Consider the following 21,744-nt stretch of genomic DNA (forward strand, 5'->3'; position numbering starts at 1 on the left):
AGCCCCCCTCGTTTGTGATCTCCCATGGAATTAACGCTCTGGACCTATGAAGGCCCCCCCCATGTGGGGGCGATGCGCATCGCTGCATCCATGAAAGGCGTGCACTACGTACTCCATGCACCCCAGGGAGATACCTACGCCGATCTGCTCTTCACGATGATTGAACGGCGGGGGAAACGCCCCCCCGTTACATACACCACATTTCAGGCTCGGGACTTGGGCGGCGACACAGCAGAGCTGGTGAAGCGCCACATCCGTGAAGCCGTTGAACGATTCAAGCCAGACGCCCTACTGGTGGGAGAAAGCTGCACAGCGGAATTGATCCAAGATCAACCGGGGGCCCTTGCTGGCGGCATGGGATTTGATCTTCCGATCGTGAGCCTCGAGCTTCCGGCTTACAGCAAAAAAGAAAATTGGGGCGCATCAGAAACGCTGTACCAACTGGTACGAGGACTCCTCAAAAATCAAGAGATCAATAGCGAAGGCCATAACCCAAAGGCATGGCAGAACCAGGGCCGCCGACCCCGCGTCAACCTGATCGGTCCATCGCTGCTCGGATTCCGATGTCGCGATGATGTGATTGAAATCAGTCGACTTCTGGCAAGCCACGGCATCGACGTGAACACTGTTGTGCCCCTGGAAGCAACGGTGGCCGACGTGATGCGCCTGACAGAAGCGGATCTCAATATCTGCCTCTACGCGGAAATTTCCGAATCATGTTGCAGCTGGATGGAGCGGCAATTTGGAATGCCCTTCTCACGAACCATGCCGATCGGTGTAGGCGCCACAGCCGATTTCCTTGCTGAAGTGCATGGCCTTCTTGGCATGGATCCACCGGACCCAAGGGAAGGGGAGCACAGTTCAAAATTGCCCTGGTATTCGGCATCGGTTGACTCGACTTACCTCACCGGCAAACGGGTGTTCATCTTTGGAGATGGAAGCCACGTGCTGGCGGCGGCCCGCATCGCCAACGAAGAGCTGGGTTTTCAAGTAGTGGGTCTCGGCACCTACAGCCGGGAGATGGCCCGTCCCGTGCGCGCTGCAGCCAAAGAGCTAGGTCTTGAAGCCTTAATCAGTGACGACTACCTAGCGGTAGAAGCCGCCATGGCAGAAGCCGTACCGGAGCTGGTGCTCGGAACACAAATGGAACGCCACAGCGCCAAACGATTGGGCATTCCTTGCGCTGTAATCAGCACCCCAATGCACGTCCAAGATGTGCCCGCCCGATTCAGCCCTCAAATGGGCTGGGAAGGCGCGAATGTGATCTTCGACAGCTGGGTGCACCCGTTAATGATGGGGCTCGAAGAACATCTGATTGGCATGTTCCGCCACGACTTTGAGTTCGTCGACGGGCATCAAAGCCATCTGGGGCACTTGGGCGGACTGCAAAGCGCCCAGGTTGAAGATGCTCCCGCAGCAATAGCGAACAACTCCACTGAAACCCATGCCATTGAGGCAGACACATCATCTGTAGCTGTGGCGACAGCCACCTTGGAATGGACCATGGATGGAGAAGCGGAATTGAAAAAGATCCCCTTCTTTGTGCGAGGCAAAGTGCGACGAAACACAGAAGCCTTTGCAAAAGAGAAAGGTCTCAATCAGATCGACAGCGAAACGCTCTACGACGCTAAAGCGCATTACAGCGCTTGATTAACAAAAACCTCTCCACCTGGCATAAGTATTTACTACCAAATAATGCCAAAAAATTATGGGCAAACGAACACTGTTCAACCACTTATGTCAAATCAACTCTGTTCAATGCAGACGGGTCAATGCTGACCTTGAATACATATAAATAGATGACCTCCATGACAACCACACTGTCGCGTCCGACGGACGGAGAGGGAAGTGTTCAGGTCCAGCAGGACCCGTCGATGAAGATTGAAGAGGGAGCGCTGGTTATTGCCGTTTATGGCAAAGGTGGGATTGGCAAATCCACTACATCATCGAACTTGTCAGCAGCATTTTCCAAGCTGGGCAAGCGCGTTCTGCAGATCGGCTGCGACCCGAAGCACGACAGCACCTTCACCCTCACCCATTCGATGGTGCCAACGGTGATCGACATCCTCGAAGAAGTCGATTTCCACAGCGAAGAGCTTCGTCCCGACGACTTCGTCTTCACTGGCTACAACGGCGTGAAGTGTGTTGAAAGCGGTGGTCCACCAGCCGGCACAGGCTGCGGTGGTTACGTCACCGGCCAAACGGTGAAACTCTTAAAAGAGCACCACCTGCTCGAAGACACCGATGTCGTCATTTTCGACGTCCTGGGAGATGTGGTTTGCGGAGGCTTTGCGGCACCGCTGCAGCACGCCAACTACTGCCTGATCGTGACAGCGAATGATTTCGACTCCATCTTCGCGATGAATCGGATCGTCCAAGCGATCCAGGCCAAAGCCAAGAACTACAAGGTTCGGCTCGGTGGAGTCATTGCGAACCGATCTGCAGATACTGATCAGATCGACAAGTTCAACGAGCGCACCGGCTTACGCACGATGGCCCACTTCAAAGACGTGGATGCCATTCGTCGCTCACGCCTGAAAAAGTGCACCATTTTCGAGATGGACGACGATGACGATGCAGTGAAAGCTGTCAAAAACGAATATCTTCGTCTCGCACAAAATATGCTCGACAACGTCGAGCCCCTTGAGGCCGTATCCCTCAAAGATCGCGAAATCTTTGACCTGCTTGGCTTCGACTAAGTAAAATACCGGCTAGGCATTGATTCATAGCCAAGACCCCAATGCAAAGACTTTTTCTAAGCATTGGGGCCATGAAGGCTGGCACGACTTGGGTTTATTCATTTTTATCTAGACATCCCGAGATCAACTTTACGCCAGAAAAAGAAATCCATTTTCTGGCCGATTTCTATACAAATCAAAATCCCCTAACGACTCAACATTTAAATCAACGGTTGAGTGCAAGGCTCAAAGGCATCCAGCATCTACGAGCCGAACGCCAGAAGAGCATTCAAGAGTGGTACGAACATGTTTATATCCCTGGCGAGAAGACAGTTGAATGGTACAAAGGCCTATTCAATAACAAACCAACTGGTCAACATTGGAATGCAGATTTTAGCAACTTATCTGCATTAATCAGTGAGCAAGGGTGGCAAAAAATCACGGAAGATATTAGCAATCAAATCAAGGCGATTTATATCCTGAGAGAACCCTGCGAGCGCCTGTGGAGTCAATTCAAATTCAGCCAAAAAACCGACAGCAAAGCCTCTGAAGCAGAGCTAATTCAGCAAGCATCAAAATTTATAGGTACACGTTCAGCTCAAGTTCATAGCCAATATTGTCTTAATCTCGACAATGCTCGAGCTGGGCTTGGCATTGAAAATGTTAAACCACTTATCTTTGACGACATCCAAGACAAGCCAGTAGAATTTCTTAGATCAATTGAACAATTCCTCAAAATCTCCGAATTCAACCATTCAAACGCTGGAGAATTAAAGAGGAAGATAAATACAACATCTAATAACTCACCACCAAAACAATTCCGTCAACTTTGCGAGTCAATAACACATCGAGAACTCGAAGGATTAAATCGCAGAGGGATCGACATCCCGCAACGTTGGCGTCTCACTTAAGAGATTATCGACTACATCATTCAAGGCCTACAAGCTGTTTGGACAGAGTCCAAACTCTTGATGCGGTTTCTGGGTCGGTGGCCTTCTCTGATAACTCCTGACTAAATTGCTGACCGTCTTTCTTCTGTCGATTTCCCCAACTCCAATGCACCCCAGACTCGGCAAAATCCGGATCAGCCACCACTTGCGCAACACGGTCTCCCGCCAAAGCTTGAGTGACATAACCGCCAGTGATATTTTTTTGAAACCACGGGAAAATTGTCTGAAATGCCTTCGGGGTATTACGGAACAAAGGTGAATCCGCAACACAGCCCGGATAAAGCGAGCTAAATGTAAGTCCCGTTTCTCGATGAAGTCGTTGATGAAGCTCCTGGGTGGTAATCATGTTGCAAAGCTTGCTGTCTTTGTAAGCCTTACCAGGCTTGAAGGCTTTGCCACTTGCCATCGCGATGGGGTCCAAAAAGCCCTTTTGAAATCCCGAGAGATCGCCTAAGTCAGCTGGTGCAGGAATTGGAATCTTTCCACCCAACTCTTTGGAATTTGCCGTAACAGTGCCGAGAATCACAACACGACGAGATGGATGATTCGAACCCTTCAAACGATTGAGCAATAAGTGAATCAGTAAAAAGTGGCCAAGGTGATTCGTAGCCATGGACAGTTCATATCCCTGCGGCGATCGCTCGGGCTGCTTCAACTTCGGCTTATAGACCGCAGCATTACAAACAACGGCATCAAGGGAGACCGGAAGACTTTGCACAGCCCGACGCACACTTTCTAGATCACCGAGATCCATCAGAACGTGCTGGAGACGCTCTTTCGGAATCCCCAAAGCATCAGCAGCAGCAGCAGCCCGCTGCGGACTTCGGTTTGCTGTGATCACCTGCCATCCACGGGAGGCCAAGGCCTTGGCGGCGTTCAATCCGACACCAGAGGTGGTCCCAGTAATCAGAACAGTGCCAGGAGTGCTGGTCATGGCGAAACCTCAAGAGAAAAACAGTTTGAACGCCACGACAGAATCACCGGCGCCCGTGGTTACGAAACTCAGCGCCAGATGATCCGAATTCGATTGGGAGCAATCCACTGATCCTGTTCACCCATCAGGCGTTGCTCGCCACCAATGCTGAACACACGATCAAAGCGCTTTTGAAGAGCTTCTAATTTCACCGACTCCACTGCCACAACAGCTGCCAACTCCCCGTGACGGTCGAGACGCTCTTGATAAGCACCGGAAAGGCGGATCAAGCTGACACCACCCAAAATCACCAAACCCACTTTGACCGCCAAGGCCATGACGCTGCATTGCATCTCACGACGATCGGTCTGCAGCTGAATTGCGGCTGCCAGGGATGCTGCGTCAGGCCGAGATTGTGGCTGTGCTCGAGCCCTATACGAAGACAAAGGACAAAGCGCGTTACCCGCTTGTAACGCACCCCGATACCGATGCCAAGGTCATCCCATCAATGAATGACTGGGATCAGGCGCGATAGAGGCTCACCGAAAGGCGCAAAGCCAAAATGGCTGCGTGGGCGGCCACCACGAGAGCAATGAAGATCTCAGGGGAGGAAATTGCGGAGTCCATGGCTGACATGCATCAAACGCATTCATTCTTCTCCCTTGAGGGCTCTAGAGGCCATCATTCGCAAAGGCCTGTCACACCTGCTCATGGATCCGGTTCTGATTGATGCCGAATCAATTCGCCGTCTCGATCTCAGCCCGCTGCGGATCTGGTCCGATCAGCCCCTTAAGGATTTGCTGAAACAGGGGCCAATCCTCGAGCTCAACTTTCACTGGCCACGGGACCCAGAAGACCCACGGGAACTCGCGGAATGCCCAGAGCCTCGGTTGTGGTCTTTACGGGCGGATGCCCGCTATCCCTGGCTACCGCTCATGCTGGAGCGTGACCGCGGCAGCCTGATTCGCCACGTTGCGATGGTGGTCCCCCACAGCTTTAACCGCACTGAAGGACTCCGCTTCGATCCCCAAGCGCTTGAGCTTTGGATCACCCATCGTTTGATGCAGCTGGATGACCTCTGTCAGGAACAGCTCGACCGAACGATGCGCGGCAACCTTTCACAAATGTCTGCAGCCCTCGGTTACGAACTGAACGACAGCTTTTGGTCTCTCTTGAACTGAATAGCACTCAGCTCAACCAGAGTTGGGCGGCCCGTCGGCAGCTATCGATCGCCAGAACAATCGCCAAACCGCGCAAACAGCGCACCAAAACCACCGGATCAAATCGATCAAGCCGACTCGCGGTCCACTGGGCAGCCAAGGCAGCAACTCCACCCAGCAGCAGTCCCATCAAGGGGATGCCGCGGCCCTCATGGACGAATTGCAGCGAAGCAGCACTGGCCGAACACAGCACCGCCACGGTGCTGAGTCGTACCGCCTGATGGATGGGAACAGACAAGGGTCCACTCATCAGGGGCACCATCACCAATCCGCCGCCAAGACCAAGCATCCCGGCGGTCCAGCCAGCGATACAGCCCACCCCGGCCAACCAAGACACAGGGGTGGACACCTCATCGCTCAACTCATCCGTTGATGGTCGCTCACGCACGCAAAAAGCCAACACCACATAGAGCACCGTTTGCATCGCCAGCAACATCCAACCCTCGGCTCGGTCGGCCAACCCACCGAACAACAACGCTGAAGCAAAGGCCGCCAGGCCAATTCCTAACGCTGGGCGGAGGGGAATACGGCCACCGCGCAGGTGAATGATGGTGCCTGCCAGCGCCGTCGGCACGATGGCAAAACTGCTCGTCGCCAACGCCTGATGAGCCGGTAAATCAAGCCAAAGCAACAACGGAGCAAAGATCAGACCGCCGCCAATTCCCAACAATCCCGCCAGACCACCGGCCAACAGACCAAGCCCGATCAAAATCGGCAGATCCCACCAGGGCAGCATGGCAACCGACTCCAATGCCTAACAATGCGACGGCAGGGTCCAGCATGGTCCCTACAGGACGGTTGATCCCCACCCTGCGGGCGGATGGTTACACCCAGATGGCATTGGATCGCTTGCTGCTGGAGCAATGCCAAACAAGTGGACCAGTGCTGCGCTTCTATCAATGGGAGGGTCCATGGCTCTCCCTGGGACGGCATCAACAGCAATGGCCACACCACTGGAATGAGCTTGTCCGAAACAAGACGATCGCCATGGTCCGTCGGCCGAGCGGTGGCCGAGCGGTCTTGCATGCCGGGGGCTTGACCTATGCGCTGATTTGGCCGGACGCACCCCGTCGGCGTAAACAGGCCTACCGAGAGGCCTGCCAATGGCTCATTGATGGTTTCGGCCACTTGGGCCTCACCCTGCAATTTGGTGACGAGTCCGCCAGTGTTGACGATCCCAACTGCTTTGCACGATCCACGGCAGCAGACCTGGTGGACCAGAACGGCATCAAACGCATCGGCAGTGCTCAGCGCTGGCAGCACGGCTGCCTGCTGCAACACGGAGAAATCATGCTGGACCCTCCACAGAAGCTGTGGCGAGCCATCTTTGCTGAATCCGCCCCTCCACCGGCTCCTAAATCAATCCCGAGAGATGGCTTGGATCAACATCTCAGCAACGCCCTGCAAACCCATTGGCACCAGTTGGACTGGTCAACTCACGAATTAACGAATCAAGAACGTGAGGCACTGGCCTCACTGGAAAGCTCCTCATCCTCAACCGTCTTTTGAGCCTTCATCGATGACACCACCTGGGGAAGCATCACCAGGCCCATGGGGTAGGTGTTTTGTTGACGCGCCGCGGACAGCACTGAAGGGGGCAAGGTGACGCCAAGCCGTTTGAGCACGGCATCTCCCACATCACTGCGGTCCACCGTTCCGTTCGGCAGGCCCGCTGCACTCAGCACAAGCAATCTCCCCTCAGTCGATGCCTCAAGGGCTTCCACCGCCTGCCAGAGAGGGGCGGTGGAAGCGATGGATGGGAGCTCGTTCAATGGCTTCATATGGTCTTCGACCTGCTGTTGATCCCATTGCTGAACGGGCAAATCACGCAGGGGACGATCATCAATCCAACCGACCCAGCGGCCCTGACGACACACCAAGACCCAGTCCGCCGCCCCAGAGGTTTCACTGGTTTGCAAGCGCATTTGGCTCATCCGACGAAGGGGCTGATCGGCTTCCAGCACGCGGAATGCACGCCCCGCAGCCTGCTCAACCTTCAAATCCTGAAGAATCTTCTGCAGGAACAACATCTGGGATTCACTGCGGTTGGCTCCCAGGCCAAACCAACCAATCAGGATGAGCAGTAGGCCGTTGATTCCGCCGCCTTGCCAAAGCAAAACACCACCCATCACGATCATCAGGGTGGAGAGCACCCGGCCTGAGGCGGAAGCCACCTCAACCCCGCGTTTTTTGCTTCCCGAAACCTGCCAAACCAGAGCTTTAAGGATCAAGCCTCCATCGAGGGGAAGACCTGGCAAGAGGTTGAACAAGCCGAGCATCAGATTGAGCAACCCCACCTGCGTGAGCAACACCGTGAGCTGGGGTTGCTGTTTTGCAAGGGCTGCAGCGCCAAGCAACATTCCCAACGCAAGGGTGAGACTCACCAAAGGGCCCGCAGCGGCAATTCGGAGGTTGCCCATCGCCGTAGGACATTCCTTCTCCACTCGGGCAATGCCACCCAGGTGAAACAGGGTGATGCTCAAAACCTTCACACCCTCCCGAATCGCCATCAGGGCATGACCAAGTTCGTGGAGCAACACCGAGGTGAACAGGAGCAGCGTCGTGAACAACGCCAACCCCCAACTCAGGGCAACAGGCTCAATGGTGGCGGCATATCGAGGCTGAAACAGGGTTGTGAAGATCGCAACCGCAAACAACCAGGTGGGCTGAATCCTCAGGGGAATTCCCACGATCTTGAACAGCTGCCAACCTTCTCCCACCACTAATTCCGACGTGTGTCGCAGCAACGACTGTCGTCCATGATCCTAGGGAGAGAAAACAGCAGCCTCTGTGAGCGACACTCTCACCCCGCCAGCGATCAAGATCTGTGGGCTCACGGACATTGAACAGGCGTTGGCGATTGCCGCCATGGATGTTCAAGCCATTGGCGTGATTGGCGTTGCCAACACGGCACGATTCGTCGAATCCGCTCGACGGCGAGAGATATTTTCTGCCCTTGCCCTACACACTCCAACGATCAAGCGGGTGTGGGTTGTGGCCGATCCCAGCCCTTCGGATTTAGAGGATGGGCTAGCCGGCGAAGGCCGTCCCACGGTTGTTCAGCTCCATGGCAACGAAACACCCGCACGGTGTGCAGCGCTTCGAAAATGGCGACCAAACATTGCCTGGTGGAAAGCCTTGAGGCTGCGGGAAGCCAAGGATGTAACGACTGCAAAGCATTACGTCGGCTCGGTTGATGCCCTACTTCTTGATGCTTGGAACCCCAACCAACTCGGTGGTACGGGCCATCGCATTCCGTTGGACTGGATTTCAAACCAAACTCACGACGTTGCCTGGTGGTTGGCTGGTGGCATCAGTGCCGAATGGATTCCAGAACTTATGAAGGACGTTTCACCGGATGGGCTTGATGCATCGAGCCGGCTTGAAACCAAACCTGGCTGGAAAGATCTCAGCAAAGTGAAAGCCCTTGTGGACGCTGTTAGGCATTCACAAGGGCTTTGAAGATGAACCAGGTTCTTACTTAAGAACTCAGCAAGGCTTCCTGCTGTCGGACCAATTCAAAGAACTCCTGCTTGAGGCTGGGGTCATGCCTGAAATCACCTCGCACCACGGAATTCACCATGCTTGTTTGGGGCTCTTTCACACCGCGCCACTTCATGCAGTAGTGCTGTGCTTTGACGATGATTCCTAGTCCCTGCGGTTCGCAAAGCTTTTCAATCTCATCGGCCAAAATCATCACCGCTTCCTCTTGGATATGAGGACGTGAGAACACCCAATCAGCGACACGGGTGAATTTGGACAATCCAATAACACGAACTCCAGGCTTAATCCCAATCCAGCAATTGCCCATGATTGGAACAAGGTGGTGGGAGCAAGCGGATCGAACCGTGATTGGTCCCACGGTATAAATCTCATCCAGCTGCTTCACATTTGGGAAGCTGGCAACCTTCGGCTGAGGGTGATAACGACCTTTAAAAACTTCATGGAGATACATCCGAGCCACACGCTCAGCGGTCTCGCTGGTGTTGTGATCGTTATCGATATCAATCACAAGAGTGCGCAGCAAATCGCGCACCTTGTCGGCCACCTCAATCTCAAGAAGAGATAATTCACCCGGCTCTAAATGATCGGAGATGTTGTCATTCGCGAGGAATGGAACGCCAGCGTTCTGAAGACGTTCGCGGATCTTCGAAGCAAGATCGGGATGGAGTGTTGCGTTGCCATTGCCGTTGCTGAGAGCAGCGCCGCGGGAAACGAAGGGGACGGTTGTGGTCATAACGATCGTTTAAAAGGCGCCGGCAGCCGGCATAAGTGTTAGGTCTTCGATCACTTGGCTCGAGGGTTGCTCTGCCAAGTTCACCAAAGCATCAGCCGCTTGATCGACGGTGAGCATGGCACGACGATCGAAATCGCTTTGTACGGTTTCTGCATCCCAGAGAGGGGTATTCACCGCACCGAGGGTGAGCGTGCAGGCACGAATGCCTTGATCCCGCTCTTCTTCAGCTAAACAGCGCGTGAAACTGGCCAGAGCTGCCTTGGTAATGCAGTAAGCACCCCATTGAGGGAATGCATTGCGTGCAGCATGGCTGCTCACATTGATTACCAAGCCTCCCCGCGAACGCATGGAAGGAACCACAGCTGAACAAACCTGCATCACGCTGGTGAGATTCAACTGAAGCAACCATTGCCAACGCTCTAAGGGCATTGCCAAGAGATCACCGGTGTAGGCAGCACCTGCATTGTTGATCAATACAGACGGCGGTTCGCCCTCCGACATCAACCTTGCAAATGCAGGCTGGATGTCGGAGGGGCTGGTTAGGTCAACTGCTGCAGTTGCAACAACCTGACTCGAAGTTCGCAAACGAGTTGCGAGATCTTCAAGGTCATCGCCGCTGCGTGCCGTTAACAACAGGTTCCAGCCTCGCTCAGACAAGAGCTCCGCAGTGCGGCGCCCAATGCCTCGACTGGCCCCAGTGATTAATGCCGTAGGCAAACGCTGTTAGCGAACGAACATATCCTAAGCGATATCATCAAATTCCTGTGACATTTCCTCAGCAAAACGCCCCATTGCGCGGAATTTCGTGTAACGCGCGTCTCGAAGCTCTTGTTCCGAAAGCGTGAGCAGTTCGCCGAGGTGGCGTTCGAGGGCCGCGCGAAGGGTTTGACCAGCCTCCAACGGAGCCCAGTTATTTCCTCCGGATGGCTCGGCAAGCACTTCATCCACCACACCCAGTTCCAGCAAATCTCGGCCCGTAATCTTCAGGGCAGCGGCAGCATCAGGGGCCTTCGCCGCATCTCTCCAAAGGATGGATGCACAGGCTTCTGGACTGGCAACGGTGTAGACGCTGTGCTCAAACATCAGCAAACGATCGGCAACGCCGATTCCTAAGGCACCACCAGACCCACCCTCACCAATCACCGTGGCGATCACAGGAACGCGCAAACCAAACATGTCCCGCAGGTTCACCGCGATGGCTTCCCCCTGCCCCTGCTCTTCGGCCTGGAGGCCTGCATAAGCTCCTGGGGTGTCGATAAAGGTAAGAATCGGCAACCGAAATCGATCCGCATGCTCCATCAGGCGCATGGCCTTGCGGTATCCACCGGGGGTGGCCATGCCGAAATTACGGGCCACATTTTCTTTGGTATCGCGCCCTTTTTGATGCCCAAGCAGAAGGACAGCACGATCCCCTAATCGACCCACGCCACCAATCAGGGCCTGATCATCGTTACCCCGACGGTCTCCATGGAGTTCAACGAAGTCGTCGCAAAACATCTGAATGAAATCGAGCGTGCTCGGCCGGTGGGGGTGACGAGCAACTTGAATCTTCTGGGCTGGGGTTAATCCCTGAAAAATCTCTTGTCTTCGTCTCGATGCGAGGGATTCGAGCTGTTGCAGCTGCTGGGTAACGTCGACTTCGGAATCGCGAGCAAGCTGGCGGATTTGTTCAATCTGCTGCTCCAGTTCCACCAGAGGCTTCTCGAACTCGAGTAAGGGACGACGGGGCATGGGATTGGGGAGGAGTTCAGGCGACGGCGGCCTGGAGGTTCGTCTTGAGGTTGAGGGTTGAGAAGCCGTGGCGGACGGAAGCCGCGCCAATGAAGTCCATCTTTTCCAGGGTGATGTTGTTGCGGCCCCAACTGAAATTGGTGTGGCAACGCTCGAACTCGAGCAACATTGCCTCCGCAAAACAAGCAAACATTTGCCGCTGAGGTTTTTCCATTTCAGCGATTTCCATCATCGACCAACCGATATCCCTACAGAACTCCACGATCCCACCCTTGAGAACGTGGATCCCACCCCCAGCCACTTTTGAATCGAGGTTTTTGGGATAACCGCCATCAATCATCAAGCAGGGCTTCTTCAGGCTGTTGTTATCGATTTCCAGGGTGCGCGGCATACTCGCCACCCAAACCACCACATCAGCCTCAGACAGCGCATCACTTAGGGCGAGTATGCGACCGCCACCCAGTTCCGCTTGAAGATCGGCCAGCGGTTGAGGCTGACGGGCCACCAGGAGGAGTTCGCCCACATTGGTGCGCGCCGTTAACCAACGACAAACAGCACTGCCGATATCTCCTGTTGCCCCAACAACAGCAACCTTCGCCGTCTTGAGATCGATCCCCAGACTCGGAGCGTTGTTCTCAACCTGACGGCAAATCACCCAGGCGGTATGGGTATTACCGGTGGTGAAACGCTGCCAATCGAGGGTGGTGCTGCGAACCGTTTGGTGCTGCAGCAGGTTGAAATTCTCGAAAATAATGGAGGTAAAGCCCCCTAATGCCGTGATGTTGATCCCCTTCTTCTGGGCCAACTCCATGGCGTTGAGAACCTTGCGGCGAGCCGTTTTAAAACGACTCAGCATTTCGGGAACAAAGCAGGAATCAATGTACGCACCTTCGATGGTGATTCCTGCGGGGCTCGTGACCTCCACATGCTCCACAAGCTGAGGGGGAGCACTACACCAAACATCCAGATCGCCATCGGCGATGTGATCGAACCCGAGCTCCAACGCCTTGCGGCGAGCCGCCTCAAAACTCGTTGAATGTCCGATCAGACCAAACATGTCCTGTCTCTGAGTTCCCGAAGGGACGGTTCTGAGATCCCATGGTCCCACGGCAACCGGTATCAATCACAACGAACGTGACTGATCACCGGTGCCAAAAGACGCGGGCAATCAAATAGCCAACGCTGCTGCAGCCATTTTGGCGATATCTCTGGAACTAAAACCGATCTCATTCAGAGCTTCCTGATAGGCGATTAAGAAGTCTTCGATCAAGTCTTCTTTCTCCATATGAAGCACCGCGGCGTCTGCAGCCACACCTTCGAGCATCGAGCGAATTAACGGAAGATTGGCCTTATTGGCTGCAAACATTTCGTCTTTGCTGGCCTCAAAGTTGGCTTTCAGCCATTCCTGGCCGTAGTTGAGGTGGGTGTACTCATCCTTCACGACCCCTTCAGTGATTTTGCGAGCAAAGGGATCGGCCACTGGGATGTAGATGTGATAAGCCGAAATCGCAAACGCCTCAATCAAAAGCGCCTGGATCAGAAGACAGGTCACAACCTTGCCTTCCTTCAGAGCAACTTGAAAATTGCCGTGGAGAGGTCCGAAAAAATCTTTAGCGAAAGGCATATCCGCCTCAACACCAAGGTTGCGAGCACAGGCGGTGAAACCCTTCATGTGCTTCATTTCCATCCGGGCAAGACGGCTTAACTCATCCGCCTGCTCTGGAATCAATGTGCCTAAGGAAATGTAGTTGTCGTGGGCCTCTTGCTCACCCTCGATCACGATGGCGTTAATGCGGCTGTAGGCGTCCTTGTACTCAGCTGTCGTGAAGTCCGGCAGCGCGTCCTGGCCCTCCAGCACGGAAACTTCTGGTGCGTTGAGGGTAGGCATAAGAAGTAATTCGACACATTGAATCCGACAGACAATAACCAGACCCCCAGGATTTCTGGACACTTGGGTCGAAACTTCAGGATTTTCGAGGCCAATCCACAACGCTTTCAGTCGGCGGCCAATCACTGCTGAGCAGGCTTTTGAAGCGCTGCGTCCAATGCAAAATCAAAGCTTGCTCTAACTCCAACCCCAGCTCAGCGGACGCCAAACGAGCATCGCCAATCACCCCTGATTGGCTCAAATCGCTCGTCAACCATGCACATGGCGCAGCCCCCTCCAGGCTCCAACCGTCGGGCGGGGCAAGGGCGGAGCGAGGTCCGTGGGCCCCATCCACGGGACGCGACGGACCCACCAACTCAGGGGCCATATGCAGCATCAAGCTTGTCTCCGCCTGACCGGCGTGGAGTCCATGGGCCAGTTCTTCCGGGGGCAAGAGCGATGACAAACCATCCACACCGCTCCAGATAAAACAAGGGAGGACGCCCATCGATGGACAGCGCAAGCGCAGCTGTCGTGCAGCCACCTGAAGCAAGCCGATCTGGCCACCATGGGCGTTCAACAACACCAACCGTTCCACCCCCATCGCCGCCAACTGACCGCCGACCTGATCCACAAGCTGCAGCATCAATTCAGCCGAGAGGCTCAAAGTGCCTGGGAACGGCTGGTGTTCCGGTGAAAAACCAATCGACTGCAGCGGCAGTCGCCAGATCGGCCATTCACCATCAAGGTGCTCCAACACGGAGTTCAAAATCCGATCAGCAAACAATGCATCGGTAGCCAAGGGCAGCTGGGGGCCATGCTGTTCGCAAGCTCCAAAGGGCCAAACAACAGTGGCGCCAGCCTGTTTTGCCGCTTTTTCGGCCTCCGGCCATGCCAGTTGATCGAAGCGTCGTTTTAGTCCATCCATCCCGGTTCCCTTGCAGAGAGGCATTCACAAACCTTCCCTGTCAGACTGGTCTATCGATGATCCCGTTGGTTCATGGCCGCAGCCGGCAGTCCTCAGCCCAACCGCCCCAAGGCGCCGCAACAGGCTGCGAACAAGCCTCTGCAGGTGATGAAGATCAACCGCAAAGACGAGCAAGAGAAGCTGCAACGGGAGGCAGCTGAAGCCCGCGCAGCCGCTGAAGCCGCCGCCGAAAAAGCAAGAATGCTGGAGGAGCGTGCCGGACTCGCCGCACCGCCACGGTCCCGTCAAGCCGAAGCCTCCAGCCAGAGCGATGAGGAGAGGTTTGACATGGGTGCCATGGAGGGCATGTCCATGGCAGATCTGATGGGCTCACCCGACGACAAACCCAAACGAGAGCAGCGCAGCGAACCCCGCAGCGTGGACGACTTCGATTTCGACGAAGAAGCTTTTCTCGCCGCTTTGGATGAAAACGCCCCTGTCGGTACGACGGGCGAGGTAATTAAGGGCACCGTGATTGCCCTCGAAAGCGACGGTGTGTATGTGGATATTGGGGGCAAAGCCCCCGGTTTCATGCCAAAAAGCGAAGCCGGCCTTGGTGTGATCACCAACTACCAGGAGCGCTTCCCCAAGGGCCTCGAAGTGGAAGTTCTCGTTACTCGGGAACAAAACGCCGATGGCATGGTCACGATCAGCTGTCGTGCACTGGAGTTGCGCAAGAGCTGGGACAAGGTGAAAGTTCTTGAGAAAGAAGGAAAGGTGGTGCAAGTGATCGTGAGCGGCTTCAACCGGGGTGGCGTCACTTGCGATTTGGAAGGTTTACGCGGCTTCATTCCCCGCTCCCAACTCCAAGATGGCGAAAACCATCAGGAGCTAGTTGGCAAAACCCTTGGCGTGGCCTTTCTTGAGGTGAATTCAGGCACCCGGAAGCTTGTGCTGTCCGAAAAACGTGCTGCCACGGCTGCTCGTTTCCAAGAGCTTGAGGTGGGCCAGTTGGTTGAAGGTCTTGTCGCCTCCGTGAAGCCCTACGGCCTGTTTATCGACCTCGGCGGCATCAGTGGATTGCTACATCAATCATCGATCACGAATGGAAGTCTGCGCTCCATTCGTGAGGTCTTCGACCAAGGCGATCGCGTTTCGGCTCTGATCACCGATTTAGATCCAGGTCGAGGGCGGATTGGCCTCAATACAGCGCTGCTGGAAGGCCCCCCCGGTGAGCTCCTCATCGACAAAGACAAAGTGATGGCAGAAGCCAGCGACCGTGCATCAAGGGCTCAAAACACCCTGAAGCAAAACGAACAATCAGCCGGATGAAATCGGCCGTAAGCAAAGGCTCTGACTGGGAATTGGATTTTTACTCCAGGCCCATTCTTGATGCGGATGGACGCAAGCGATGGGAGCTTTTGATCACCACGACACCATCCTCTGAGGATGGAGACACCCCATTTCGTTTTGCCAAGGTCTGCCCCTCAAGTGAGGTGAACTCAATTTGGTTAAACACGGCGCTAGCTGAGGCCCGAGAGAGCGCACTTCAGGAGGGTTATGGCGCTCCCGTTCGCCTGCGCTGCTGGCGCAGTTCGATGCGAACGATGGTGCAACGGGCCGCAACCGAACAAGACATCGAAGTGATTTCCAGTCGTCGCACGTTTGCACTGCTCGATTGGCTAGAGCATCGGGAACGAGAGGTGTACCCAAAAGAAGAGGGATTTATGGCTGGCCCGCTTGCCCCTCCTCCCGCACCGGTGGTGACCCCACCAATCCCCCTTCCAGAGGAAGTGCAAGGGGATGCCTGGTCTTGGGCCACCCTTCCCGCCGGACTTCTGCGCGATGCCGGCGACTGGCCAATGAGCTTCAGCGGGTTGCTTCCTGTGCCGACCAATCTTGAGGATGAAGCCCAAGTTCCGGGACTGCGCTTATTCAGCCGAACCCGCTCCCTCGCTATGGCGGGATGGCTGGGGGGCTTAGAACCAGTCCGCCTGCTCGTTGAGGGTCGCCAACTGATCCTTGAAGCCGGTCAGGACGACCGTTGGTTGGTGAGTGATCTCGATGGAGAGGCCGCAAAAAGTATTACCTCGGCCCTCGAAACCTGCCAAACCTCTGTTCGTGGCCTTCAATTCATCGCAATTCAAGCCAGCCCAGACGAACAGGCCTTCGCAGGCTTTTGGATGATGCGCGACATTCCCATGGCATGAACGGAACCAGCATCAATCCGTTCGATCGCCCTGATAGCCAGTTCAATACGCTCCAGGACTGGACCTGGGTTGGTTGCTATGGCGGCTACTACCTGCAATCAGACCTTCTCCAACGAGTGGGCTTTGAACACGGTTTTTTCACCCGTTTGTGGCAAGGCCGTGAACCGGATGCCCTAGCCGGCTACATCAGTGCCGGTGTTTCAGTTCACCGCCCCCAACAAATTCACAGTGGACGGGTTCTATCGGCCAACGAGGCGACCGGATCTCCATGGCCTGAGGCCGATGGTTTGGTCAGCAACCAAGGCGGGCAAAGCCTCTGGGTGTGCGGCGCCGACTGCACCCCAGTACTGATGGCTGATCCCGGCACAGGGCATGCGGCTGCATGCCATGCCGGTTGGCGTGGCGTGGCCTCCAGGATTCTTCCAGAAGCGATCCGGCAGCTGGAAGCTTTGGGAGCTCATCGGTCTGACCTATTGGTGGCGTTCGGTCCCGCCATCAGCGGACAGCATTACCAAGTCGGAGACGACGTGGTGGATGCGATCAGCAACAGTTTGGAGGCACACCCATCAAGCGGCATGGATTCCTCTGGGCTTCTCCAAACAACAAAGGTGCTGCTCCCCGACGATGAACCCGGACGGCACCGCCTCGACATCCGTGGCGCAGCGGCACTCCAACTCCAACAGCACGGACTCGATTCAAACCAGATCAGTGACTGCCCTCTGTGCACGCTGAGTGAACCAAACTTGTTTCATTCCTGGCGACGCGATCACGTGAAAGCCGTGCAATGGAGCGGCGTTGTGGCTCAAGCACCAGCCACCATCTGAAGCGCTAACGCTTCCGCAGCGCGGATCCCATCGATTCCAGCTGAAAGAATGCCACCGGCATAGCCAGCGCCCTCGCCAGCGGGGAACAAACCCCGCACATTCACCGACTCCAGCGCCAAATCCCGGGGGATTCGCACCGGAGACGATGTTCGCGTTTCCACGCCAGTCAGAACCGCATCGGGGTGGTCGTAACCGCGCACGCGACGGGCAAATGCAGGGAGAGCCTCCCGTAACGCCGCAATCATCGGTGGCGGGAGAAGCGCATTCAAATCAGACGGCTGAACACCAGGCTGATACGACGCTGCAATCGATCCAAGGCTTTCCGATGGTTGATTGGCGAGGAAATCTTCCAACCGTTGGGCGGGGGCGGCATAGGTGCTGCCACCGAGGAGATAGGCGCGATGTTCCAAATCCCGTTGCAGGGCAACCCCTGCCAAAGGATCTCCGGGATGCCGTTCATAGGGGGCGAGATCCTCAGGTTGCAGCTGCACCACTAACCCGCTGTTGGCATTGCGCTCATTGCGGGAGTGCTGGCTCATCCCATTGGTCACCACCCGACCCACCTCCGACGTTGCACCGACCACAAACCCGCCCGGGCACATACAAAAGCTGTAAACGCACCGACCATTGGTGGCGTGATGGACCAGCTTGTATTCAGCAGGCCCCAGACGGGGATGGCCAGCGGAAGGCCCCCAACGGGCAGCATCGATAAGGGGCTGGGGATGTTCAATCCGCACCCCTACAGAAAAGGTCTTGGCTTCAATTTGAACGCCGATTTGTTCGAGCATGGCAAAGCAATCCCGAGCCGAATGCCCCGGTGCCAAAACGAGATGGCGGCAAGGGATGGCATCGCCATTGGCCAAGTCGAGACCAACGAGTTGATGGCTCTTCTCGCCCTCACTGGGGTCCAAGCGCAGCCGCTCCACTCGGCTGCTAAACCGAACCTCCCCGCCCAGGGCCTCAATACGAGCACGCAGCCCCCGCACCACCGTGGCCAGCTTGAAGGTGCCGATGTGGGGGCGTTGCAGGGTGAGGATGTCTTCATTAGCCCCAGAAGCCACCAATTCCTCGAGCACCTTGCGTCCGTAATGCTCAGGATCACTCACCTGGCTGTAGAGCTTTCCATCCGAGAACGTTCCGGCACCACCCTCTCCAAATTGGGCATTGGACTCTGGATCAATGCCTGTTTCTCCACGCCAGAAGGCAAAGGTTTGCAGCGTGCGCTGTTTCACAGGCTCGCCACGCTCCAATAACAGCGGTCGAAACCCCATTTGGGCCAACAGCAACGCAGCGAAATAGCCACAGGGGCCAGCACCCACCACCACGGGTCTGTGCTCTCCCTGATCAAGACCAGCCCGAGGCAACTGAGCCACTGGTTTGTAGGTGGTGTCTGGCGCCTGTCGGACGCGTGAGGTCTTCCCGAGACGCCGCAATAAAGCCGCCTCGCCACGCACCCGCACATCAACGGAGTAAATCAGCTGAATTTGATCGCGGCGACGCGCATCGATGCTGCGTTTCACGAGCCGTTGTTCAAAAACATCGTCAGGAGGAATGCGCAGCCGTTTAAGCACAGCTTTTTGAAGGGCGTCCTCAGCGTGATCGAGCGGAAGCTTTAACTCACTCAGGCGCAGCATGGAAATCTCTTGCCCCAAACGTCATGGATGCATTGATTAATTCTGTCGACCTCGAGCTAAGCCGTCACTGACTCCACAACAGATCAAACCGCACCCAACAGTTCCCACTCAAGGGGCGTCATCTAGCTCATCCGATTCGTTTGTTGAGGCGTCATCCGTTCGCACCTGCGACAACATCCCAGCCACAAGCAAACCCAACCCGATACCAACGGCGAGATTTCGATTTTCCGCTGCAGCACCTTGTCCCCACACAGCTGTAGCTAAAAACGCAGCGCCGAGAAGAAGGCAAGGCACCAAAACAATGCCTCGAGCAATCCTGTTATCCGCCATTCAACCAAGCTCCGCGGAACAGCGATTGGTGGCCAACCCAGCGGCAATCAAACCAGCATTGAGGTCACTGTCCTCTCCCAACGGCGTCACCCGAGCCACCAATTGACCATTACTGCTGCCAACGGGGCGAAGGTTCACCCGACGGCGGCGGGGCAGCTGTTGACGCAACCAAGCGATAGCGTCCGCTTCCTGCTCCTCACCGACGGAAACACAGGCCAACTCAACGGTGTAGGTGCGATTGCGATCACCAACCTGCAGCAGCGATCCACTTCTCACCTGAAGCACTTCAGCTGCAGAGGCTGGTGCAACAGCACAACACAACAGTAGAAAACAGAGACAACAAAACCGGATCAAAGGGATGCGCCGCACTGGGGACAGAACCGGTGTTCATGGGCCGTGACGGTACCGCAGGATGAACAATTCCGCGTTGTGCCCATCGCCAGTTCTGGATGGGATGGCAAGCCCACCATCTGAGCGTTGCTCTTGCCGGGCGGAACCATCGGATAACAATTCTCACCACGACGCACATGCACATCAATGAGCATTGGCTCAGGGGAACTGAGCGCAGCTTTTAAGTCTTGATGCATGGAGGCACGCTCTGTGATTTTGACGCCGTTGACGCCAAAAGACCGGGCCAATGCAATGAAATCAGGCATGCCATTGAGCATGTCCGACGAGGAATAACGCTCGTCGTAAAAGCTTTCCTGCCACTGACGCACCATGCCTTGCCAGTGATTGTTCACAATCACCACTTTCACCGGCAGGTTGTAAGCCGCAATCGTTCCCAACTCCTGAATGTTCATCAGGATGCTGGCGTCTCCCGCGATACAAACCACCTGACGGCTTGGGCAAGCCACCTGCGCTCCCATGGCAGCAGGCATGCCATATCCCATCGTTCCAAGACCAGCGCTGCTGATCCAGCCCCGCGGTCCATTGCGTAGGTATTGGGCAGCCCACATCTGATGCTGGCCCACATCGGTGGTGACAATCGCGTTCGGGGCGAGATCGCGCACGGCCATCAGCACCTCCTGCGGGTAGATCGCTCCTTCCTCTGGGGGAACCGTGAGGGGGTAATGCTGCTTCCAGGATTGAATCCGCTTCAACCAAGCAGCGGTATGGGGGTCGGCCTCGCGTCCCAAGCTCAACTGCACGAGCCGGGCCATGCTCAAGCTCAGATCACCCAGCACCGCCACTTCCGGACTGCGGTTTTTGCCGACTTCTGCGGGATCAATTTCAAAGTGGATCACCTTGGCCCTTGGGGCAAATGTGTCGAGCTTGCCGGTGACGCGATCGTCAAATCGCGCTCCCACAGCAATCAACAGATCGCATTCCGTGACGGCGAAATTGGCGTAAGCAGTGCCATGCATGCCAAGCATGCCCACGGCCAGAGATTCATTTTCATCAAAGGCACCCTTGCCCATCAGGGTTGTGGTGACGGGAATCTGATATCGCTCAGCAATCAAACGGAGGTTGTCGTGCACGCCTGCGGAGATCGCGCCACCACCCACGTACAGCAACGGGCGATGGGAGGTTTCGATCAGATCGAGCGCGGCATTGAGCGCCGAATCGATCGGAGGTTCAGGCTGCCGAAAACCGCTGGGTACAACGGAGCCTGGCTCCACAGGGACGTACTCAAACAGCTCTTGGCCAACATCCTTTGGGATATCGATCAAAACCGGACCAGGCCTTCCACTGGCCGCAATCAAGAACGCCTGGGCAACGATGGAACCGAGATCCGCAGGATCGCGCACCACCCAGGAATGCTTCACGATTGGGAGGGTGATGCCAAAAATATCGGTTTCTTGGAACGCATCGGTGCCAATGGCTGGACGCGGCACTTGCCCCGTGATCACCACCATGGGAACTGAATCCATCTGGGCCGTGGCGATCCCGGTGACGAGGTTGGTGGCGCCTGGCCCTGACGTGCCAAAACAAACACCCACCTTGCCGGTGGCTCTGGCATATGCATCAGCCGCATGGGTGCCTGCCTGCTCGTGTCGCACCAAAAAGTGCTTCACCCAACCCTCACTCTCAGCAATATGCAGAGCGTCGTAAATCGGGAGGATCGCTCCCCCCGGATAGCCAAATATGGTGTCGACCCCATGGCGACGCAGGGCATCCATCAAGGCGGTCGCGCCTGAAATCTGACCCGTCCCCTCAGCCGCCTGCGGTCCGCCAATTGCCGTTGAAGCGGAGGTGACTGTCACAGCGGCAACGGAATTACAGACTTCAAGATTAGGCGC

Annotated in this window: 24 protein-coding genes; 9 read left to right on the forward strand and 15 right to left on the reverse strand. The window is 55.8% G+C overall.

Going from position 1 to position 21,744, the window contains the following annotated elements; all coding sequences use genetic code 11:
* The first annotated feature begins 24 nt into the window (after nucleotides 1–24).
* From SYNCC9902_RS08185 to SYNCC9902_RS08195, 3 genes are all read left to right on the forward strand, one after another.
* On the forward strand, nucleotides 25–1,650 hold the full coding sequence (locus SYNCC9902_RS08185; RefSeq protein ID WP_011360389.1) for a ferredoxin:protochlorophyllide reductase (ATP-dependent) subunit B: 1,626 nt from the start codon (nucleotides 25–27) through the stop codon (nucleotides 1,648–1,650).
* 158 nt (nucleotides 1,651–1,808) lie between these two features.
* On the forward strand, nucleotides 1,809–2,699 hold the full coding sequence (bchL, locus tag SYNCC9902_RS08190; protein WP_041425143.1) for a ferredoxin:protochlorophyllide reductase (ATP-dependent) iron-sulfur ATP-binding protein: 891 nt from the start codon (nucleotides 1,809–1,811) through the stop codon (nucleotides 2,697–2,699).
* A gap of 71 nt (nucleotides 2,700–2,770) precedes the next feature.
* A complete protein-coding gene (locus SYNCC9902_RS08195; RefSeq protein WP_198001733.1) occupies nucleotides 2,771–3,589 on the forward strand; it encodes a sulfotransferase in 819 nt (272 codons plus the stop codon).
* Nucleotides 3,590–3,605: 16 nt separating this feature from the next.
* Here the strand turns inward: SYNCC9902_RS08195 and SYNCC9902_RS08200 are convergent, their stop codons facing one another.
* The 3 genes from SYNCC9902_RS08200 to psaM form a co-directional block, all read right to left on the reverse strand.
* Nucleotides 3,606–4,562, reverse strand: coding sequence for a protochlorophyllide reductase (locus SYNCC9902_RS08200; RefSeq protein WP_011360392.1), 957 nt, complete (start codon nucleotides 4,560–4,562; stop codon nucleotides 3,606–3,608).
* A 68-nt stretch (nucleotides 4,563–4,630) separates the two neighbouring features.
* Nucleotides 4,631–4,987, reverse strand: a complete 357-nt coding sequence (locus tag SYNCC9902_RS08205; RefSeq protein ID WP_011360393.1) for a hypothetical protein — start codon at nucleotides 4,985–4,987, stop codon at nucleotides 4,631–4,633.
* 76 nt (nucleotides 4,988–5,063) lie between these two features.
* The gene (gene psaM, locus SYNCC9902_RS08210) at nucleotides 5,064–5,168 is read right to left on the reverse strand and encodes a photosystem I reaction center subunit XII (protein WP_009789291.1); all 105 of its coding nucleotides are present in this window, start codon (nucleotides 5,166–5,168) and stop codon (nucleotides 5,064–5,066) included.
* A gap of 83 nt (nucleotides 5,169–5,251) precedes the next feature.
* Between psaM and SYNCC9902_RS08215 the strand changes: the two genes are divergently transcribed.
* A complete protein-coding gene (locus tag SYNCC9902_RS08215; RefSeq protein WP_011360395.1) occupies nucleotides 5,252–5,722 on the forward strand; it encodes a CRR6 family NdhI maturation factor in 471 nt (156 codons plus the stop codon).
* 7 nt (nucleotides 5,723–5,729) lie between these two features.
* On the opposite strand, the gene SYNCC9902_RS08220 is transcribed toward SYNCC9902_RS08215, so the two are convergent.
* Nucleotides 5,730–6,497: a sulfite exporter TauE/SafE family protein gene (locus SYNCC9902_RS08220; RefSeq protein ID WP_011360396.1), complete on the reverse strand. Its 768-nt coding sequence runs from the start codon at nucleotides 6,495–6,497 to the stop codon at nucleotides 5,730–5,732.
* 14 nt (nucleotides 6,498–6,511) lie between these two features.
* On the opposite strand from SYNCC9902_RS08220, the gene SYNCC9902_RS08225 reads away from it, so the two are divergent.
* Complete coding sequence (locus tag SYNCC9902_RS08225; protein WP_232179206.1) at nucleotides 6,512–7,270, forward strand: lipoate--protein ligase family protein; 759 nt, start codon at nucleotides 6,512–6,514, stop codon at nucleotides 7,268–7,270.
* On the opposite strand, the gene SYNCC9902_RS08230 is transcribed toward SYNCC9902_RS08225, so the two are convergent.
* On the reverse strand, nucleotides 7,213–8,508 hold the full coding sequence (locus tag SYNCC9902_RS08230; protein WP_011360398.1) for a site-2 protease family protein: 1,296 nt from the start codon (nucleotides 8,506–8,508) through the stop codon (nucleotides 7,213–7,215). The genes SYNCC9902_RS08225 and SYNCC9902_RS08230 overlap by 58 nt on opposite strands.
* Before the next feature lie 43 nt (nucleotides 8,509–8,551).
* Here SYNCC9902_RS08230 and SYNCC9902_RS08235 point away from each other — a divergent pair, with 43 nt between their 5' ends.
* Nucleotides 8,552–9,223, forward strand: a complete 672-nt coding sequence (locus SYNCC9902_RS08235; RefSeq protein WP_011360399.1) for a phosphoribosylanthranilate isomerase — start codon at nucleotides 8,552–8,554, stop codon at nucleotides 9,221–9,223.
* A gap of 19 nt (nucleotides 9,224–9,242) precedes the next feature.
* On the opposite strand, the gene folE is transcribed toward SYNCC9902_RS08235, so the two are convergent.
* From folE to SYNCC9902_RS08265, 6 genes are all read right to left on the reverse strand, one after another.
* Nucleotides 9,243–9,998: a GTP cyclohydrolase I gene (folE, locus tag SYNCC9902_RS08240; protein ID WP_011360400.1), complete on the reverse strand. Its 756-nt coding sequence runs from the start codon at nucleotides 9,996–9,998 to the stop codon at nucleotides 9,243–9,245.
* A gap of 9 nt (nucleotides 9,999–10,007) precedes the next feature.
* Nucleotides 10,008–10,715 (reverse strand): SDR family oxidoreductase, encoded by a 708-nt coding sequence (locus SYNCC9902_RS08245; protein WP_011360401.1) that lies wholly within the window; start codon nucleotides 10,713–10,715, stop codon nucleotides 10,008–10,010.
* Between the two features lie 24 nt (nucleotides 10,716–10,739).
* Entirely contained in the window at nucleotides 10,740–11,729 is a 990-nt protein-coding gene (locus SYNCC9902_RS08250) for an acetyl-CoA carboxylase carboxyltransferase subunit alpha (RefSeq protein WP_011360402.1), read from the reverse strand.
* A gap of 16 nt (nucleotides 11,730–11,745) precedes the next feature.
* Nucleotides 11,746–12,786, reverse strand: a complete 1,041-nt coding sequence (locus SYNCC9902_RS08255) for a long-chain acyl-[acyl-carrier-protein] reductase (RefSeq protein ID WP_011360403.1) — start codon at nucleotides 12,784–12,786, stop codon at nucleotides 11,746–11,748.
* A gap of 111 nt (nucleotides 12,787–12,897) precedes the next feature.
* Entirely contained in the window at nucleotides 12,898–13,617 is a 720-nt protein-coding gene (locus tag SYNCC9902_RS08260) for an aldehyde oxygenase (deformylating) (RefSeq protein ID WP_011360404.1), read from the reverse strand.
* A gap of 76 nt (nucleotides 13,618–13,693) precedes the next feature.
* Nucleotides 13,694–14,548, reverse strand: a complete 855-nt coding sequence (locus SYNCC9902_RS08265) for a creatininase family protein (RefSeq protein ID WP_011360405.1) — start codon at nucleotides 14,546–14,548, stop codon at nucleotides 13,694–13,696.
* Nucleotides 14,549–14,596: 48 nt separating this feature from the next.
* On the opposite strand from SYNCC9902_RS08265, the gene SYNCC9902_RS08270 reads away from it, so the two are divergent.
* Genes SYNCC9902_RS08270 through pgeF form a run of 3 tightly spaced genes read left to right on the forward strand, consistent with a single transcriptional unit; the run spans nucleotide 14,597 to nucleotide 17,537 of the window.
* Nucleotides 14,597–15,835 (forward strand): S1 RNA-binding domain-containing protein, encoded by a 1,239-nt coding sequence (locus SYNCC9902_RS08270; protein WP_011360406.1) that lies wholly within the window; start codon nucleotides 14,597–14,599, stop codon nucleotides 15,833–15,835.
* A complete protein-coding gene (locus tag SYNCC9902_RS08275) occupies nucleotides 15,832–16,713 on the forward strand; it encodes a Tab2/Atab2 family RNA-binding protein (RefSeq protein ID WP_011360407.1) in 882 nt (293 codons plus the stop codon). The genes SYNCC9902_RS08270 and SYNCC9902_RS08275 overlap by 4 nt, the downstream gene beginning before the upstream one ends.
* A complete protein-coding gene (pgeF, locus tag SYNCC9902_RS08280) occupies nucleotides 16,710–17,537 on the forward strand; it encodes a peptidoglycan editing factor PgeF (protein ID WP_011360408.1) in 828 nt (275 codons plus the stop codon). The genes SYNCC9902_RS08275 and pgeF overlap by 4 nt, the downstream gene beginning before the upstream one ends.
* Here pgeF and SYNCC9902_RS08285 read toward each other — a convergent pair.
* The 4 genes from SYNCC9902_RS08285 to ilvB form a co-directional block, all read right to left on the reverse strand.
* Complete coding sequence (locus SYNCC9902_RS08285) at nucleotides 17,516–19,171, reverse strand: NAD(P)/FAD-dependent oxidoreductase (protein ID WP_011360409.1); 1,656 nt, start codon at nucleotides 19,169–19,171, stop codon at nucleotides 17,516–17,518. The genes pgeF and SYNCC9902_RS08285 overlap by 22 nt on opposite strands.
* Nucleotides 19,172–19,279: 108 nt before the next feature.
* Complete coding sequence (locus tag SYNCC9902_RS08290; protein ID WP_041425146.1) at nucleotides 19,280–19,501, reverse strand: GIVxVP protein; 222 nt, start codon at nucleotides 19,499–19,501, stop codon at nucleotides 19,280–19,282.
* Nucleotides 19,502–19,870, reverse strand: coding sequence for a hypothetical protein (locus SYNCC9902_RS08295; RefSeq protein ID WP_011360410.1), 369 nt, complete (start codon nucleotides 19,868–19,870; stop codon nucleotides 19,502–19,504). It lies immediately after the preceding gene.
* A complete protein-coding gene (gene ilvB / locus SYNCC9902_RS08300; RefSeq protein WP_011360411.1) occupies nucleotides 19,852–21,708 on the reverse strand; it encodes a biosynthetic-type acetolactate synthase large subunit in 1,857 nt (618 codons plus the stop codon). The genes SYNCC9902_RS08295 and ilvB overlap by 19 nt, the downstream gene beginning before the upstream one ends.
* Nucleotides 21,709–21,744 lie beyond the last annotated feature (36 nt).

It is taken from the genome of Synechococcus sp. CC9902, from assembly GCF_000012505.1.
In the GTDB taxonomy this organism is placed as follows: domain Bacteria; phylum Cyanobacteriota; class Cyanobacteriia; order PCC-6307; family Cyanobiaceae; genus Parasynechococcus.

Excerpts from the sequence above, each read along its gene's own strand:
- SYNCC9902_RS08225 (WP_232179206.1), top strand. The coding sequence starts at position 6,512 with ATGCCTAACAATGCGACGGCAGGGTCCAGCATGGTCCCTACAGGACGG.
- SYNCC9902_RS08290 (WP_041425146.1), bottom strand. The coding sequence starts at position 19,501 with ATGGCGGATAACAGGATTGCTCGAGGCATTGTTTTGGTGCCTTGCCTT.
- SYNCC9902_RS08255 (WP_011360403.1), bottom strand. The coding sequence starts at position 12,786 with ATGTTTGGTCTGATCGGACATTCAACGAGTTTTGAGGCGGCTCGCCGC.
- SYNCC9902_RS08250 (WP_011360402.1), bottom strand. The coding sequence starts at position 11,729 with ATGCCCCGTCGTCCCTTACTCGAGTTCGAGAAGCCTCTGGTGGAACTG.
- SYNCC9902_RS08220 (WP_011360396.1), bottom strand. The coding sequence starts at position 6,497 with ATGCTGCCCTGGTGGGATCTGCCGATTTTGATCGGGCTTGGTCTGTTG.
- SYNCC9902_RS08275 (WP_011360407.1), top strand. The coding sequence starts at position 15,832 with ATGAAATCGGCCGTAAGCAAAGGCTCTGACTGGGAATTGGATTTTTAC.
- SYNCC9902_RS08215 (WP_011360395.1), top strand. The coding sequence starts at position 5,252 with ATGGATCCGGTTCTGATTGATGCCGAATCAATTCGCCGTCTCGATCTC.
- SYNCC9902_RS08270 (WP_011360406.1), top strand. The coding sequence starts at position 14,597 with ATGGCCGCAGCCGGCAGTCCTCAGCCCAACCGCCCCAAGGCGCCGCAA.
- SYNCC9902_RS08195 (WP_198001733.1), top strand. The coding sequence starts at position 2,771 with ATGAAGGCTGGCACGACTTGGGTTTATTCATTTTTATCTAGACATCCC.
- SYNCC9902_RS08200 (WP_011360392.1), bottom strand. The coding sequence starts at position 4,562 with ATGACCAGCACTCCTGGCACTGTTCTGATTACTGGGACCACCTCTGGT.
- bchL (WP_041425143.1), top strand. The coding sequence starts at position 1,809 with ATGACAACCACACTGTCGCGTCCGACGGACGGAGAGGGAAGTGTTCAG.
- SYNCC9902_RS08285 (WP_011360409.1), bottom strand. The coding sequence starts at position 19,171 with ATGCTGCGCCTGAGTGAGTTAAAGCTTCCGCTCGATCACGCTGAGGAC.
- pgeF (WP_011360408.1), top strand. The coding sequence starts at position 16,710 with ATGAACGGAACCAGCATCAATCCGTTCGATCGCCCTGATAGCCAGTTC.
- SYNCC9902_RS08265 (WP_011360405.1), bottom strand. The coding sequence starts at position 14,548 with ATGCCTCTCTGCAAGGGAACCGGGATGGATGGACTAAAACGACGCTTC.
- SYNCC9902_RS08185 (WP_011360389.1), top strand. The coding sequence starts at position 25 with ATGGAATTAACGCTCTGGACCTATGAAGGCCCCCCCCATGTGGGGGCG.
- psaM (WP_009789291.1), bottom strand. The coding sequence starts at position 5,168 with ATGGACTCCGCAATTTCCTCCCCTGAGATCTTCATTGCTCTCGTGGTG.
- SYNCC9902_RS08260 (WP_011360404.1), bottom strand. The coding sequence starts at position 13,617 with ATGCCTACCCTCAACGCACCAGAAGTTTCCGTGCTGGAGGGCCAGGAC.
- folE (WP_011360400.1), bottom strand. The coding sequence starts at position 9,998 with ATGACCACAACCGTCCCCTTCGTTTCCCGCGGCGCTGCTCTCAGCAAC.